This is a genomic window from Mesonia mobilis DSM 19841, assembly GCF_000423405.1.
Lineage (GTDB): Bacteria > Bacteroidota > Bacteroidia > Flavobacteriales > Flavobacteriaceae > Mesonia > Mesonia mobilis.
This window is the reverse complement of the sequence record NZ_AUHX01000006.1, coordinates 84241-101090: the sequence shown is the minus strand read 5'-3', so window position 1 is coordinate 101090 and position 16850 is coordinate 84241. Positions and strand designations below refer to the sequence as shown.

At 36.4% G+C, this 16850-nt stretch carries 12 protein-coding genes and 1 tRNA gene; 11 read left to right on the top strand and 2 right to left on the bottom strand.

Annotated features, from left to right (window positions below; genetic code table 11):
- Positions 1-99 precede the first annotated feature (99 nt).
- The 10 genes from G551_RS0106425 (at position 100) to pncA (ending at position 14189) form a co-directional block, all read left to right on the top strand.
- Positions 100-1470, top strand: coding sequence for a glucoamylase family protein (locus G551_RS0106425; protein WP_027884780.1), 1371 nt, complete (start codon positions 100-102; stop codon positions 1468-1470).
- Positions 1471-1479: 9 nt separating this feature from the next.
- On the top strand, positions 1480-2193 hold the full coding sequence (locus G551_RS0106420; RefSeq protein ID WP_027884779.1) for a carboxylesterase family protein: 714 nt from the start codon (positions 1480-1482) through the stop codon (positions 2191-2193).
- Positions 2194-2200: 7 nt separating this feature from the next.
- Positions 2201-3598 (top strand): glucoamylase family protein, encoded by a 1398-nt coding sequence (locus tag G551_RS0106415; protein ID WP_027884778.1) that lies wholly within the window; start codon positions 2201-2203, stop codon positions 3596-3598.
- Positions 3599-3604: 6 nt separating this feature from the next.
- Entirely contained in the window at positions 3605-5251 is a 1647-nt protein-coding gene (locus G551_RS0106410) for a sulfatase family protein (protein WP_027884777.1), read from the top strand.
- 13 nt (positions 5252-5264) lie between these two features.
- Entirely contained in the window at positions 5265-7571 is a 2307-nt protein-coding gene (gene bglX, locus G551_RS0106405; RefSeq protein ID WP_036243462.1) for a beta-glucosidase BglX, read from the top strand.
- Positions 7572-7762: 191 nt separating this feature from the next.
- Positions 7763-9169: a sugar porter family MFS transporter gene (locus G551_RS0106400; RefSeq protein ID WP_027884775.1), complete on the top strand. Its 1407-nt coding sequence runs from the start codon at positions 7763-7765 to the stop codon at positions 9167-9169.
- Complete coding sequence (locus tag G551_RS0106395; protein WP_027884774.1) at positions 9166-11256, top strand: glycoside hydrolase family 97 protein; 2091 nt, start codon at positions 9166-9168, stop codon at positions 11254-11256. Before G551_RS0106400 ends, G551_RS0106395 begins: the two co-directional genes overlap by 4 nt.
- Positions 11257-11669: 413 nt before the next feature.
- Positions 11670-12035 (top strand): hypothetical protein, encoded by a 366-nt coding sequence (locus G551_RS0106390; protein WP_027884773.1) that lies wholly within the window; start codon positions 11670-11672, stop codon positions 12033-12035.
- Between the two features lie 135 nt (positions 12036-12170).
- Entirely contained in the window at positions 12171-13574 is a 1404-nt protein-coding gene (locus tag G551_RS0106385) for a nicotinate phosphoribosyltransferase (RefSeq protein WP_027884772.1), read from the top strand.
- A gap of 3 nt (positions 13575-13577) precedes the next feature.
- Positions 13578-14189, top strand: coding sequence for a bifunctional nicotinamidase/pyrazinamidase (pncA, locus tag G551_RS0106380; RefSeq protein ID WP_027884771.1), 612 nt, complete (start codon positions 13578-13580; stop codon positions 14187-14189).
- 287 nt (positions 14190-14476) lie between these two features.
- Here the strand turns inward: pncA and G551_RS0106375 are convergent.
- Positions 14477-14550, bottom strand: a tRNA-Asn gene (locus G551_RS0106375).
- Positions 14551-14636: 86 nt separating this feature from the next.
- Positions 14637-15980, bottom strand: a complete 1344-nt coding sequence (gene rseP, locus G551_RS0106370) for an RIP metalloprotease RseP (RefSeq protein ID WP_027884770.1) — start codon at positions 15978-15980, stop codon at positions 14637-14639.
- Between the two features lie 167 nt (positions 15981-16147).
- Here rseP and G551_RS0106365 point away from each other — a divergent pair, with 167 nt between their 5' ends.
- Positions 16148-16825, top strand: a complete 678-nt coding sequence (locus G551_RS0106365; protein ID WP_027884769.1) for an SCO family protein — start codon at positions 16148-16150, stop codon at positions 16823-16825.
- Positions 16826-16850: the final 25 nt, after the last annotated feature.

The window sequence follows — 16850 nt, the reverse complement described above, 5'->3', positions numbered from 1 at the left end:
CGAACTATAACTTTTAGTTCCGGGATCTCATTTTAAAAATTCATCAATATTAACTTGTTGAAAGTAACTTTTCTTTCTTCAAGATTATCTGTAATTTCTATGAAAAACCTACGCATTTCAATACTATTTTTATTCAGCCTAATTTTTTTTATTAGTTGTTCTGAAGAAGATAACTATACTTATGAAGATCCATATACTGGTGAAGAAGGTCCCGAAGTAGATCCTGTTAGCGACGAAGAGTTATTAGATATCGTACAAACAGAAACTTTCAAATATTTCTGGGATTTTGCAGAACCTAATTCGCAAATGGCCAGGGAACGTTATCACCCAAATGAAGGTACAGACCCAACTGTTACTACCGGTGGTTCCGGCTTTGGTTTAATGGCAATGATTGTAGGTGTAGAAAGAGGTATTGTGTCTAGAGCAGAAGCTTTAGAGCGTTTAGATAATATTGCAGATTTTTTAGCAAACACCGATCGTTTTCACGGCGCTTGGTCACATTGGATCAATGGCGAAACAGGAAACACACAACCCTTTAGCCCAATGGATGATGGCGGAGATTTAGTTGAAACTTCTTTTTTAGCACAAGGGATGATTGTGGTAAGAGAATACCTGAAAAACGGTACGCCAGAAGAACAGGCGATTGCACAAAAATACGACGAGCTTTGGAAAGGGATCGACTGGGAATGGTATACTAATGGTGAAGATGTTCTATACTGGCATTGGTCACCAAACTACCAATTTCAAATGAATATGCCACTCGAAGGTTATAACGAATGTTTAATCACTTACGTCATGGCAGCTTCCTCTCCAGATCACGCGATTGATGCACAAGCCTATCATCAAGGTTGGGCTAGAAATGGTAATATTACAGCTAGTAATTCAACCTATGGTTTACCACTTGTTTTAAGACATAATGGTCATTTACAATATGGCGGACCTTTATTCTGGGCACACTATTCGTATTTAGGTTTAGATCCTAGAAACTTATCAGATCAGTACGCAAACTACTGGCAACTCAACCAAAATCACACATTAATTAACTACAATTATTGTGTTGATAATCCTTCAAATTTTGCAGGTTACGGCGAAGACTTTTGGGGCTTAACCGCAAGTTATACCAGAAATGATGATGGTACAATTGGTTATACCGCACATTCGCCAACCAACGATCGTGGTATCATTTCTCCAACCGCAGCAGTGAGTTCCATCCCATATACTCCGGAAGAATCACTTGCGTTTATGCATAATTTATATGAAAACCACCATAGCCTTAGCTGGGGTCCGGCTGGTTTTTATGATGCAGTAAGTTTAATCGGAAACGATTGGGCAGCAGAGCGCTACTTAGCGATCGATCAAGGACCAATGATCGTAATGATTGAAAATTATAGAACCGGTTTAATCTGGGATCTATTTATGCAAGCACCCGAAATACAAAACGGACTTGATAATCTAGGATTTACCTATTAAAAAAATCAAATGAAAAAATTAACGCTTTTACTCTTATTTATAGCCTTCGGAATTAATTCTGCCTCTGCTCAAATAGAGAAGAAAAAATTTAAAGAGAAAGTAGAAATCGAAACCGAATTAGGCTATCTGCTTTACACTCCGGAAGATTATAAATCTTCAAAAAAAGATTATCCGTTAATCGTTTTTCTGCATGGAGCCGGCGAGAGAGGTAGAGATCTAGATAAAGTAAAAGTTCACGGTCCTTTTGATTATATGCAAAAAGGAAATGAGATCGATGCGGTTATTCTTGCTCCACAATGTCCTGCTGAAACTTATTGGCAACCTCATCAAGTAGCAGGATTAATTAAATCGATCATCAAAAAATACAACATCGATGCGTCTAGAGTTTATCTCACCGGTTTAAGTATGGGTGGTTATGGTACTTGGGCTGTCGGAGGTGAATATCCAGAACTTTTTGCAGCAATGGCACCGGTTTGCGGAGCTATTTACAGACCTATTTATAGAAATGCGCAACATCTAAAAAATATGCCGATCTGGATTTTCCACGGAGCTTTAGACGATGTTGTCCTGCCAGAAAACAGTAATAAGATGGTAATGGCCTTACACAAAGCCGGAAATCAACATGTAAAATACACAGTTTATCCTTTTGCCAATCATAACAGTTGGACAGAGACCTACAACAATCCCGAATTTTACGAGTGGTTACTCAGCCAAAAACAATAAACTTACAATGAAAAAATTAAGCTTAAACATATTCACTGTTTTTACTTTAATATTCTTTTTCGCTTGTAAAGAGAACACGAAGACAAGTGAAACTACTTCTGAAGAGATTAATAAAACTGAAAAAGATGCTACGCAATTAAGCGATGACGAGCTTTTAGATATCGTACAAAAGCAAGCCTTAAAATATTTTTGGGATTATGCTGAACCTAACTCAGGCTTAGGAAGAGAGCGTTTTCATCCTGATGGTAATTATCCAAACAAAGATCCTCAAACGGTTACCACCGGAGGTTCTGGCTTTGGTTTAATGGGCATCGTTGTCGGCATGGAGAGAAACTTTATCGATCGTGAAGAAGCCGTAAATCGTTTAGACAAAATTGCCAATTTCTTAGAAAATACACCTCGTTATCACGGAGCTTGGCCACATTGGATCGATGGGGAAACTGCCAATACCGAAAGTTTCGGTTCAGATAGTAAAGATAATGGTGGCGATATTGTTGAAACCTCTTTTTTAGCACAAGGTTTTATCGTGGTAAGAGAATACCTTAAAAACGGAAACGAGAAAGAAAAAGCCGTAGCTGAAAAATTCAATAAGCTGTGGAACGGTATCGAATGGAATTGGTACACGAATAACAAAAACGGCATCTTTTGGCACTGGTCACCAGATTATGAGTTCGAAAAGAATTTTATGATTGAAGGTTATAATGAATGTTTAATTACTTACGTAATGGCAGCATCCTCTCCAAAACATAGCATCAAACCGGAAGTTTACCACGAAGGTTGGGCACGTGGCGGAAACATCACCACCGATAAAGAAGCCTACGGAATTCCACTAATTTTAAAACACAATACCGTTGGCGACAAAGGTGGGCCTTTATTTTGGGCACATTACTCGTATTTAGGTTTAAATCCAAAAGGATTAGAAGACAAATACGCCAATTATTGGGATTTAAATGTAAATCACTCAAAGATCAATTACGAATACTGCCAAGAAAACCCGAAAAATTCAAAAACTTACGGTAAAGATTCCTGGGGATTAACCGCTAGTTATACGAAGAATAAAGATGGTGGTATTGGCTATGCAGCACATTCTCCAGATGATGATCGTGGAGTAGTCTCTCCAACCGCAGCTGTGAGTTCTTTGCCATATACGCCGGAAGAATCGATGCGTGCTATTCGTCATTTTTATACCGATTTAAATGAACTTACTTGGGGTCCTGCCGGATTTTACGATGCTTTTAGCTTAGATAACGGTGAATGGGCAGCCAAAAGATATTTAGCGATCGATCAAGGGCCGATGATCGTGATGATCGAGAATTACAGAACCGGATTAATTTGGGACTTGTTTATGCAAGCTCCAGAAGTTCAGCAAGGTTTAGATAAACTTGGTTTTACCTATTCAAAATAATAAGAAATGAAATTTAGCCTCAACATATTCGCATTTCTTTGCTTAACAGTTTTAATCGGTTGTAAAGACAATTCTTCCGAAGAAAAAAAAGCTGAAAAGACAGAAGCAAATCAAAAGCCGAATATCGTGTTTATTATGGCCGATGATCACGCGGTGAAAGCGATAAGTGCTTACGGAAGCGAAATAGGTAAACTTGCTCCTACTCCCAACATCGATCGTTTGGCTAAGAACGGAGCTATTTTCAACCAAAATTACAATACCAATTCACTTTGTGGGCCAAGTCGTGCAGTAATTTTAACCGGGAAACACAGTCACCAAAACGGTTTTAGAATGAATGGTGAACGCTTCGATAACACGCAGCAAACTTTGCCGAAAATTCTTCAGCAAAATGGTTATCAAACCGCGGTTATTGGTAAATGGCATTTGTCTGACGAACCTACAGGTTTCGATTATTGGAAAATTTTAGACGATCAGGGAAAATATTATAATCCAGATTTTATTACTGCGGAAGATACCACACGAGTTACCGGTTATGCGCAAGATCTCATCACCGATTATTCTATCGATTGGATGAAGCAGCGAAATGAAGAACAACCCTTCTTTTTAATGGTTCATCACAAAGCGCCGCACCGTAATTGGATGCCTGCTTTACGCCATACTACTTTGTACGATTCAGTTGAATTTCCTTTGCCGGATACATATTTCCCAGATTTTGAAAATCAGCAAGCGGCAGAAGAGCAATTGCAAACCATTTATGAAGATATGTATGAAGGTCACGACCTAAAACTAAGCAAACATAAAGGGACCGACTCGTTAGCAGCCAATCCTTGGAAAGATGATTTTAAGCGAATGACCGCTGAGCAAAAAGAAAAATGGAATGCTGCTTACCGACCTAAAAACGATGCGTTTTGGGAAAAAGATCTACACGGTAAAGATTTAGCCAAGTGGAAAGGTCAGCGCTACTTAAGAGAATATATGGCAACGATCGCTTCAGTAGATGAAAGCGTTGGGCGCATTTTAGATTACTTAGAAGCCCAAGGTTTAGATGAAAATACCTTAGTGGTTTACACTTCAGATCAAGGATTCTATTTAGGCGAAAACGGTTGGTTCGACAAGCGTTATATGTACGAAACTTCGTTTAGAATGCCGCTGTTAATGCAATATCCTAAAGAGATTGAAGCCGGTTCAGTGATTTCTGAAATGACACAAAATTTAGATTTCGCTCCTACCTTTTTAGATATGGCAGGAATAGAAATTCCGGAAGACATGCAAGGAATTTCATTTAAAAAAGTGCTTTACGGTGAAGAAGCTGAAATTGGTAGAGATGTTATTTATTATCATTACTACGATTTCCCGGCATTTCATATGGTAAAACGGCAATACGGAATTAAAACCGATCGCTACAAGCTTATTCATTTTTACGATGATATTGATACTTGGGAATTTTACGATTTAGAAAAAGACCCAAAAGAACAAAACAACCTGATTAATGCCGAAGAATATCAAGATGAAGTTGAAATGATGCATCAAAAATTAGATTCAGTTCAGCAACATTATCAAGTTACCGAAAAAGAGTTTGAAACTACTCCAAAAGAAAAAGTAGATCAAGCCTATAAAAATTTTGAAAGATTAAGAGGAACCCCTATAAAATAAACCTACAGTTATGATCAAGAAAACAATCGCAGCGGTTTCGTTAAGTTTCCTAAGTTTTACACTTAGCGCGCAGCAAAAAGAAAATACCTATACCGGTCCAAAAATCAACAAAACCGAGATGGACCAAAAAGTCAATTCGCTATTAGAAAAAATGACGATTGATGAAAAAATAGGTCAGTTAAACTTATTAACTCCCGGTGGCGGCGTTGCTACTGGAGCTGTAGTAAGTGATAACGTTCAGCAAAAAATTAAAGACGGAAAAGTAGGCGGTTTATTCGGTGTTTCAGGTCCAGAGAAAATTAAGATCGCTCAAGAATATGCGGTAAACGATACCCGTTTAGGTATTCCGTTATTGATCGGTTCCGATGTAATTCACGGGTACAAAACCACCTTTCCAATTCCGTTAGGTTCAGCTTCAAGTTGGGATATGGAGTTATTAAAGCAAACCGCGCAAGTGGCCGCTAAAGAAGCAACTGCCGATGGTATTAACTGGAACTTTTCTCCAATGGTCGATGTTTCTCGCGATCCGCGTTGGGGTCGTGTAGCTGAAGGCGCCGGAGAAGATGCGTATTTAGGTTCGCAGATCGCTCGTGCGATGGTAGAAGGTTACCAAGGTATGGATCTAACCGAAACCAATACGATGCTGGCAACCGTAAAACACTTTGCTTTATACGGAGCTCCAGAAGCAGGAAGAGATTACAACACGGTAGATATGAGCCGTGTAAAAATGTTTAACCAATATTTACCTCCTTACAAAGCAGCAGTCGATGCCGGTGTGGCGAGTGTAATGAGCTCATTTAACGATGTAGATGGTGTTCCTGCCACAGGAAACAGATGGTTGTTAACCGAATTATTACGTGAGCAATGGGGTTTTGATGGTTTTGTAGTTTCAGATTATACTTCTTTAAATGAAATGATCGCCCACGGAATGGGAGATTTACAAGACGTTTCTGCTTTAGCTTTAAAAGCAGGTTTAGATATGGATATGGTAGGTGAAGGATTTGTAACCACTTTGAAAAAATCTTTAGAAGAAGGAAGAGTAACCGAAGAAGAAATTACCACTGCTGCCAGAAGAATTTTAGAAGCAAAATATAAGCTAGGTTTATTTGAAGATCCTTACAAATACTTAGATAAAAAGCGTGTTAAAAAAGACATTCTAACCAAAGAACACAGAGCTCTAGCGAGAAAAGCAGCAGCGCGTTCTTTTGTGTTGTTGAAGAATGATCAAAACGTACTTCCGATCGATAAGAAAGCTAAAATTGCCTTAATCGGTCCGTTAGGAAATAACCAATCTAATATGCCGGGAACTTGGTCTCCAACAGGCGACTTCAAGAACGCAATTCCGGTGTTAGAAGGTTTAAAAAATGTAGCTCCAAAAGCGAAAATCACTTACGCTAAAGGAGCAAATATTACAAATGATGAGCAAATGGCTAAAAACGTAAATGTTTTTGGACCTAAAGTTGAAATTAGCGAAGAATCACCAGAAGAACTTTTAGCAAAAGCCTTAAAAGTGGCTAAAGATGCCGATGTAATTGTGGCAGCGGTTGGTGAAGCTTCAGAAATGAGTGGTGAAGCCTCTAGTAAAACCGATCTGTTAATCCCGGAAAGTCAAAAAGTATTGATTCGTGAATTGGCTAAAACAGGAAAACCGATGGTATTGGTATTAATGAGTGGTCGTCCTTTAAATATTTCAGAAGAAGCACAACTTCCGGTAGATATTCTTCAGGTTTGGCATTCGGGTGTTGAAGCCGGGAATGCAATTGGAGATGTGATTTTTGGAGATTACAATCCTTCAGGAAAATTAACGGCATCTTGGCCAAGAAATGTAGGGCAAGTACCGGTATATTATTCAATGAAAACTACCGGGAGACCGGGGACTCAAGAAGGTTTCGAAAAATTTAAATCGAAATATTTAGATGTAGATAACTCTCCGCTTTATCCTTTTGGTTATGGTTTAAGTTATACTGAATTTGAATATGGAGCAACAAAACTTTCTTCTGAAGAAATGAATATGAGCGGCAACATCACCGTAAGTACTACGGTTACCAATACCGGAGATTATGATGGTGAAGAAGTAGTTCAGCTTTACATTCACGATAAAGTGAGAAGTATTACGCCACCACAAAAGCAACTTATTGGTTTCCAAAAGATCAGTTTAAAGAAAGGAGAATCGAAAACGGTAGAATTTACCATTTCAGCAGAAGATTTAAAATTCTACAACAGCAGCTTAGAATATGTAGCAGAACCAGGTGAATTTGAAGTAGGAATTGCGCCAAGTTCAGATTTTGAATTTACAAGTACTTTCAATTTAAAAAAGTAAAATAAGTTAGTGTTAAGTTGATGAAGTGAGTAGTTGTTTTCTCTAAAACGCTACTCATTTCATTACTTAAAAAGAAGTGAAGCAAAAGCAATAATTCAAGAAAGAAACAATTATTCTTTTTGAAGCAATGAGAATTTTTTAAACCTTATCTTTACAGGTTAATATTCTTATCACACAAACACAATTATACTATGAGCAGAAAATTAATTTTACCGATTATCATATCTACTTTAGGAGGTTTTCTATTTGGTTATGATACCGGGGTAATTAACGGAGCACAGCTTTACTTTAAAGACTATTTTGGTTTTTCTACTGCAGAACAAGGTTGGGCAGTTGGTTCAGCTTTAATTGGCTGTATTTTTGGTGGTTTAGGAGCGGGTGTTCTTGCAGAAGCTATCGGTAGAAAAAAATCACTTCTTTTAGCCGCATTTTTATTTTCAATCTCCGCAATAGGAAGCGCCTTAGCAGATTCTCTTCTAGGTCTTTCAATTTATAGAATTTTAGGCGGTATTGGTATTGGTTTGGCTTCACTCCTTTCTCCAATGTATATTTCTGAAGTTTCTCCAAAAGAAAAACGTGGCGCAATGGTTTCCCTAAACCAAATGGCCATCGTTACCGGATTTTTAGTCGTGTTCTTCGCTAATTATTGGGTGGGTAATCACCTTTCTGAATCCATGATTACCGGAGATATCACAACAGAATCTTTAAGCCAATGGAACATTGATGAAGGTTGGCGCTATATGTTTGGACTAGAAATTATCCCGGCAGTTTTATTTTTTGTATTACTCTTTTTTGTACCGGGTTCTCCACGTTGGTATGTAATTAAAGAAAAATATAACCACGCTATTGTAGCACTAGAAAAACTTGGGTATAGCAATGAAGTTGCTCAACAAAAAGTAAAAGAAATTGAAAACTCACTTGAAGAAAAAGAAAGCAGCAACTGGGCAGCGTTTAAAGGCTTAGGTTTTGCTGTTTTTGTAGGAGTCATGCTTTCAATTTTTCAACAATTAACAGGTATTAATGCCATTTTATATTATGGCTCTACCATTTTTCAGGCGCTAGGTAATTCCGCAGAAAGTGCCATTTTTCAAAATATTTTAATTGCCGTGGTTAACTTCTCGTTTACCATTATTGCAATTTTTACCGTAGATAAATGGGGAAGAAAACCTTTACTAATTTTAGGAGGTTTTGTGATGGCTATCGCTTTAGCATTGCTTACCTACGATATCTACACACAACAATTTAGCTTAGTCGCTGTATTTGGTATTTTACTATTTATTGCCGGCTTTGCGATGACTTGGGGTCCGGTAACTTGGGTATTGTTATCAGAAATTTTCCCAGACAGAGTAAGAGGGCTTGCGATGGGTATTGCAGTAGCTGCACAATGGCTATTCAATTACTTAGTGTCTCAAACCTTCCCGATGATGATGGATAAAGAAAGTGCTGTTTTCGAAATGAGTAATGGTACTTTCCCATATTGGATTTACGGCGTAAGTTGTATTGCCATGTCGTTATTCGTCTGGAAATTTATACCGGAAACCAAAGGTCGTGACTTAAAAGATGTACGTCAACTTTGGATTAAAAAACATAAATCGTGAGAAAATTATTGAGTTTCTTCAGCATAATTCTGCTTCTATCAGGTTGTGCTGAAGGATCTAAAAAACAAGAACAAACTAGCGCTTCTATCACTTCTCCTAACGGAAATTTAGAAGTCCAATTTCAATTAGATAACAATGGGAAACCATTCTATCTAGTAAAGAAGAATAACACCACCGTTATCGATACTTCTTATTTAGGGTTAAAGTTTAAGAACCAATCAGATCTTAATCAAAACTTTAAAATTGCTGAAGTAACTACTACTGAAGCAGACGAAACTTGGGAACAACCTTGGGGCGAGCAACGAGTAATTCGAGATCATCACAAGCAACTTCATCTTCATTTAGAAGAAACCACCGATAAGTCAAGAAAGTTGAATATCATTTTTAAGGTTTTTAACGACGGAGTAGGTTTTCGATACGATATTCCGCAGCAAGAATATTTAAAAGGAGATTTAGTAATTTCAGATGAAGTTACACAGTTTAAACTCACGAACGATCACAAATCCTGGTGGATTCCTGCCGATTACGATAGTTACGAATATACTTATTCTGAAACTAAACTTTCTGAGATCGATGCGCAAAAGGCAGGTTATGCTCAACGTCACGATAGAAATATTACCAATTTTCACGCAGTAAATACGCCAATCACCATGGAAACGGAAGATGGTTTTTACGTGAGTATTCACGAAGCTAATCTTACCGATTATGCGGGAATGACGCTTGGGGTTACAAAAAACAATACGTTGAGTACAGAATTGGTTCCGTGGGAAAATGGCGATAAAGTAAGAACACAAGCACCATTTGTTTCGCCCTGGAGAAGTATTATGATTAACGATGAGGCTAAAGATTTGGTGACCAATTACCTTATTCTGAACTTGAATGAACCTAATAAATTAGAAAATACTTCTTACGCCAAACCGATGAAATACACCGGTATTTGGTGGGAAATGCACTTAGGTAAAAGTACTTGGGGTAGAAAAGACGCCGAAGGAAATTACACGACTCACGGCGCAACTACAGAAAATGCTTTATCTTATATCGATTTCAATAAAAAACACGATATCGAAGGTTTGTTGATCGAAGGTTGGAATACCGGTTGGGAATATTGGGGAGCGCAAGACACCATCGGTTTTTTCGATTTTATTACTCCGTATGACGATTTTGATATTAAGAAAGTAGTCAAGACCGCTAAAGAAAATGGTATTGAAATTATTGGTCATCACGAAACTTCTGGAGATGCAAACAATTATGAAAACCGATTAGAAAAAGCTTATCAATACTACGAAGATTTAGGAATTCACGCTATTAAAACCGGTTATGCCGGGGGTTTAGTACCCAAAGGAGAATTTCATCACGGTCAATATATGGTTCGTCACCACCAAAAAGTTATAGAAACGGCTGCAAAACATCAGCTGGCTATCGATGCGCACGAACCCATTAAAGCAACAGGATTACGCAGAACATACCCTAATTTTATGACGCGTGAAGGTGTTCGTGGGATGGAATTTAACGGATGGGCAGATGAAAATCCGCCTTCCCACACCACCATTTTACCTTTCACCAGAATTCTTGGAGGTCCGGTAGATTATACGCCGGGAATTTTTCAGATCGATCTAGCTGAATATCGTGACGGGCAAGCTATTCAATCTACTCTAGCCAACCAATTGGCGTTGTATGTGATTTTATACAGCCCCATGCAAATGGCAGCAGATTTGCCTGAAAACTATAATAAATATGAAGATGCATTTCAGTTTATTGAAGAAGTTGCGGTCGATTGGGAAACTACCAAAGTGATCGATGCTAAAATTGGCGACCATATTACTATTGCCAGAAAACAACGTGATAGCGATAATTGGTTTGTAGGAAGTGTAACCGATGAAGAAGCTAGAAATATTGAAATTTCTTTTGACTTTTTAGATGAAAATTCAATGTATAAAGCTAGAATTTATCAAGATGCAGCAGATGCCGATTTCGAGAAAAACCCTTCCGCTTACACTATTGAAGAGATGGAAGTAAATTCAACTACCGTTTATAAAGCTAACTTAGCTAGAGGTGGCGGCGTTGCCATTTCAATATTGAAACAATAAAATTTTTAAACCCTGAGTTGTTAAGCTCAGGGTTTTCTTTTTAAATTATTTCAAGCTTCCAATCAATTTAAATTAGATTTCTAAAAGTTAATTCCTTGAAAAAATTTAGTAGGAACTCTAAGTAAATAATAGCTGAAATTTTCAATATATTCTTATAATTAAATATTAATAACCATTTCTTCTTTATAATAAATGGCGACTATAGAACTCTAAAAATCAATATTTTGTTGCTAAATTTCATTTTCAACTTTACAATTTAACCTATCATAAATTTAAGTTATTAAAATATTGATAGGTAGTTTTTTATAGATTAATAAAAATTTAATGCTTCCCGTTAAAAATTATCGAAAACGTTTTCGGAAAGAATAATTATTTCTACTTTTATCTATGCAAATCAAAAAAACACAACAGCAATGACGGCGTATTTAACAGAGTATGAAATTAAAACAAGTTTAAAAACTTTAGTAAAACAGTATTTAGAAAACTGTAAAAACTGCCACCAACTTTCAGATGAATTTGTAGAATTAATTCGATATACTTTAAAAGCGAAGTATGCTAATTATAATGAAGAAACAAGAACTATTGAGGTTGGTGTGAAACAAGAGAACGAAAATTCTTTTTATGACGATATTAAAACCTATTCTTATTCGTTAGAACAAGCAGAACAAGAATTAGGTAAAAGCTTTAATAATTATAGTGGTAAAGAGCTTACCTATTTTGGTAAATTTCTAAACGGGCAACAAAACGATATTAATACCGAAATAAGAGTTATTCGATAGTTATGACAGACTTCGAAAAGCATAAGAAAGCCTTCATTTTTAAATTGAGAATGAAGGCTTTTTTAATTCATTTTTAGCAAAGCAAAAGGGAAATCTTAAACTACATTCATTAATTTTGTAGAAAGCCCTTTCCTTATGTTTAATTACTCCCTTACCTATACCGATCTTTACCAATTAAGTATGGCGCAAGTTTACTTTTTAAAAGGTAAAGCAGATGAAAAAGCAGTATTTGATTATTACTTTAGAAAAATTCCGTACCAAGGTGGTTACGCTATTTTTGCCGGTCTTCAAGATTTTCTAAAACAATTAGAGCAACTTTCTTTTTCTGATGAAGATCTTGATTATTTAAAAACTCAAGATTTTGAAGATTCATTTTTAGAATATTTACGAGATTTTCAGTTTAAAGGAAATATACGTGCTTGCCGAGAAGGAGAAGTAGTATTTTCAACAGCGCCAATTCTTCAAGTAGAAGCATCTTTAATAGAAGCTCAGCTCATTGAGACAATTTTACTCAACTTACTTAACTTTCAGACTTTGGTTGCTACCAAAGCCAGCAGAATTAGACTAATTGCAAAAGACAAAACTTTACTAGATTTTGGATTGAGAAGAGCGCAAGGTCCCGGCGGTTATTATGCAAGTAAAGCAGCAGTTATCGGTGGTTTTAATGGTACAAGTAACGTGGTTGTAGGAAGAGATTTTAAGATTCCGATTTCCGGTACTATGGCGCATTCGTTTATACAAAGTTACGATAGTGAGTTAGAGGCCTTTCGAGATTTTGCTTTGAAGCGTCCTAAGAACTGTGTGCTATTGGTCGATACTTATGATACGCTGAATAGCGGAGTGCCAAACGCAATTAAAGTTGCTAAAGAAATGGAAGAACGCGGAAACAAGCTTTTAGCCATTCGGTTAGATAGTGGTGATTTGGCATATTTTGCAAAAGAAAGCAGAAAGCAATTAGATGCTGCCGGCTTATCTTATGTGAAAATCGCAGCTTCTAATCAGTTAGATGAATATGTGATCAAAAGTTTACAAGAACAAAATGCGTCTATAGATATTTATGGCGTTGGCACCAATTTAGTAATTGGCAAACCCGACGGAGCTTTAGATGGAGTTTATAAATTAGCCTATGCTGCCGGAAAACCCAGAATTAAACTATCTGAAAGTTTAGCAAAAACCACCATCCCGCACGTGAAACAAGTTTTTAGAACTTACGATACTAACGGTCAATTTAATGGAGCTGATGCAATTGCGCTAAAAAATGAAGATCAACCAAAACAGATACATCATCCGTCAGAACCTTTTAAAAAGATGAATGTTGAAAATTTTGAGCAAGAGCCTTTACTTCATTTAGTCATGGAAAACGGTCAAAATTTAACTACGAATTCAAGTTTAGAAGAAATTGCTAATTTTAGTAAAAGCAGACTGGCATTACTTCCTTTAGAATATAAGCGCTTCGACAATCCACATATTTATAAAGTAGGAATCAGTGATGCGCTTAAACAAGAACGTGATCGATTAATTAATGCCCATAAAAGCTAGTATATGAAAGTTCTTATCATTGTAGATGCACAAAACGATTTTATGCCCGGCGGCGCTTTAGAAGTTCCTAAAGGCGATGAAATTATTCCGGTAATCAATCGGTTACAGCCTAAATTTGATCTTGTGATCGCTACGCAAGACTGGCATCCCGAAAACCATATAAGTTTTGCTAAAAATCATTTAGGTAAAAAGGAATTTGAAACTATTCAAGTAGAAGGAATTCAACAAACACTTTGGCCGGCGCATTGTATTCAAAACACCAAAGGTGCCGATTTTCATCCTGAATTAAATACCATCGCTATTGAAGCTATTTTTAGAAAAGGAACCAGTCCTAAAATTGACAGCTATAGTGGCTTTTATGATAATGCCCATTTAAAATCGACAGGACTTGCCGGCTATCTAAAAGAAAAAGAAGCTAAAGAACTTTACTTCTGTGGACTTGCGGGAGATATTTGCGTAAGCTTTACCGTAATCGATGCACTGAATGAAGGCTTTCAACCTGTTCTAATTGAAGATGCTTGCAAGGCTTTAAATGAAGAAAATTTCAGAAAAACTAAGCAACAAATTAAAGATTTGGGAGGAAATGTGATTTTAGCGGAAGAGGTGTTAGAATAAATTTTTCAATTAATTATTCTATCTTGTTGAACAATTAAATTCAAAAAGTTAAATCTTCTTGTTCAATCAAAATTAGTTCTTTATAAATTTTTCAGAAGCTATTATTAACTATCTTGTTATCAGTTGAATGCATTTCATAGCGTATAAACTAGAGTACTTTGTAATTTTATGTACTCGACAATTAACGAAAAACCGCTTGGGTAGCGGTTTTTCTATTATACAGAATAATCAATTCATAAAATAAGTCACAAAAAAAGCCTTACATTTCTGTAAGGCTTTACTTTTTGCTCCTCTTCTTGGGCTCGAACCAAGGACCCTCTGATTAACAGTCAGATGCTCTAACCAACTGAGCTAAAGAGGAGTTTATGTTTTGCTTTGCGTTTAATTGCTTAGCGGATGCAAATATAAATACTTTTTACAATTCACAAAATATTTTTTTAATTTTTTTTAATCAAATAACCAACGGTAAACATCATTACCGTTTGCAAATAACACTAAGCCTATGAGAATGAAGAATCCAACCATTTGAGCGTACTCCATAAATTTATCGTTCGGTTTTCTTCCGGTAATAATTTCATAAAGTAAAAACATTACGTGACCACCATCTAAAGCCGGTATTGGTAGAATATTCATAAAGGCTAAAATAATCGATAATAATGCGGTTTGCATCCAGAAGCTATGCCAATCCCAAATTGGTGCGAACATATTACCAATCGCTCCAAAACCACCTACTTGTGTTGCTCCTTCTTTGGTAAACACAAATTTAAATTGCGCTACATAATCGTGCAACGTCCAATACGCATAATCAAAACCTTTCGTTAAACTTTCACCTAAAGAATATTCTCGTTCTCGTGGACTAATTCTATTATAAGGATTTACACTCATTCCCACCATTCCTGTTGAATCGGCTGTGACTACCACTTCTTTACGCTCATTATTTTCGGTTTCTACGGTTAAAATAAGCTCCTTATTTAGATTCTCTTTTTTATACCTATCAAAGTCTTGCCAAGATGCTAACGCATCTCCATTCACCGCTAAAATTCGGTCTCCCGGTTTTAAGCCTGCTTTTTCAGCATTACTTCCTTCAGTAATACCATTTAAAAGTGGATCGGCTTCAAAAGCAAACGGATTCATATCGCCGGCCTTAAATAATTTAGTATCGATATCTTCAGGAATTTCGATAGTTTCTTTGCTTCCGTCGCTATGTAAAACTTCAACAGTTTTTATATCACGCATCATTAAGTAACGGTTGATCTTTAAACCACCATTCATCGAAAGAATATTATCTAACTCTTCGTCATCGATTTTGGTAATTAGATCGCCGTCTCTAAAACCGTATTCTTTTACATTTTCAGAAACTGAAAGTCCGCCCTGTACATCATCGTTGCTTAATTCTTGACTTCCCCAAACAAATAGCACCATCATATAGATTAAGAAACCTAAAATAATATTTACGGTAACTCCACCGATCATAATGATCAATCTTTGCCAAGCGGGTTTGCTTCTAAATTCCCATTCTTGTGGAGGTTTTGCCATTTGTTCTTTATCCATACTTTCATCGATCATCCCAGAAATTTTCACATAACCTCCTAAGGGTAACCAACCTAAACCATAAACGGTCTCTCCTATTTTCTTTTTGAAAAGCGCAAATTTGACATCAAAAAACAAAAAGAATTTTTCTACACGAGTTTTAAATAATTTAGCAGGGATAAAATGTCCCATTTCGTGTAAAACAATTAAAATAGATAAACTTAATATTAGCTGAAGTGCTTTTATAAAAAATGGACTCATAGTCTTAATTTCAATATTCTAGTGTAAAAAATCGCACAAAAGTAACCTTTTAAATCTGCTTAGAAAAAAAATGTGACTTCAATAGTGCTTTGTATAGCAAATAATTGACCAAAATCAATTTTCATCTGCCCAATAGGTTGTAATTTTGCCAAAAAGTTACAGAAGCTATGCTGAAGTTTTTTACCAAGTATAAATATTTTGCCATTGTACTCTTCGTACTTTCAGCAATCATCATTACCATTATTTATCAACTTCTTAAGCCTGCACCCACGCTGCCTATCTATCAACCCGATATGGTGAATAAAGAATTGGTAGATACCACCGTACAATATGTAAGAAAATATCATAAAGTGCCCGATTTTAAATTGGTTAATCAAAACGGCGATACCATTACTCAAAAAGATTACGAAGACAAGATTTATATTGCCGATTTCTTTTTTACTACCTGTCAAGGTATTTGCCCGATCATGACCGATCATATGGTGAAAATTCAAGAAGAATTTAAAGACGATCCAGAAGTTTTACTGCTCTCTCATTCGGTTACGCCAGAGATCGACAGCGTTGCACAACTAAAAAAATATGCTGAAGAAAAAGGGGTTATCGATGAAAAGTGGAATTTAGTTACCGGAGACAAAAAACAGATCTACGATCTTGCCAGAAAATCATACCTCGTTGCCAAATCTCAAGGAAACGGCGGTAAATACGATATGGTGCATACAGAAAATTTTGCGTTGATCGATAAAAGCAAGCGTGTTCGAGGTTTTTACGACGGCACTAATCCAGAAGCTATTAAGCAATTGGTAGAAGATGTAAAACTGCTGAAAAAACTAGAGAAAGAACACTAATATTCTTCTGTTAAATAAGTTTTTC

What these genes read in the sequence shown, in the direction of transcription:
- G551_RS0106385 (WP_027884772.1), top strand. Translation starts at nt 12,171, where the DNA reads ATGTTTAATTACTCCCTTACCTATACCGATCTTTACCAATTAAGTATG.
- rseP (WP_027884770.1), bottom strand. Translation starts at nt 15,980, where the DNA reads ATGAGTCCATTTTTTATAAAAGCACTTCAGCTAATATTAAGTTTATCT.
- G551_RS0106425 (WP_027884780.1), top strand. Translation starts at nt 100, where the DNA reads ATGAAAAACCTACGCATTTCAATACTATTTTTATTCAGCCTAATTTTT.
- pncA (WP_027884771.1), top strand. Translation starts at nt 13,578, where the DNA reads ATGAAAGTTCTTATCATTGTAGATGCACAAAACGATTTTATGCCCGGC.
- G551_RS0106420 (WP_027884779.1), top strand. Translation starts at nt 1,480, where the DNA reads ATGAAAAAATTAACGCTTTTACTCTTATTTATAGCCTTCGGAATTAAT.
- G551_RS0106390 (WP_027884773.1), top strand. Translation starts at nt 11,670, where the DNA reads ATGACGGCGTATTTAACAGAGTATGAAATTAAAACAAGTTTAAAAACT.
- G551_RS0106410 (WP_027884777.1), top strand. Translation starts at nt 3,605, where the DNA reads ATGAAATTTAGCCTCAACATATTCGCATTTCTTTGCTTAACAGTTTTA.
- G551_RS0106365 (WP_027884769.1), top strand. Translation starts at nt 16,148, where the DNA reads ATGCTGAAGTTTTTTACCAAGTATAAATATTTTGCCATTGTACTCTTC.
- G551_RS0106415 (WP_027884778.1), top strand. Translation starts at nt 2,201, where the DNA reads ATGAAAAAATTAAGCTTAAACATATTCACTGTTTTTACTTTAATATTC.
- G551_RS0106400 (WP_027884775.1), top strand. Translation starts at nt 7,763, where the DNA reads ATGAGCAGAAAATTAATTTTACCGATTATCATATCTACTTTAGGAGGT.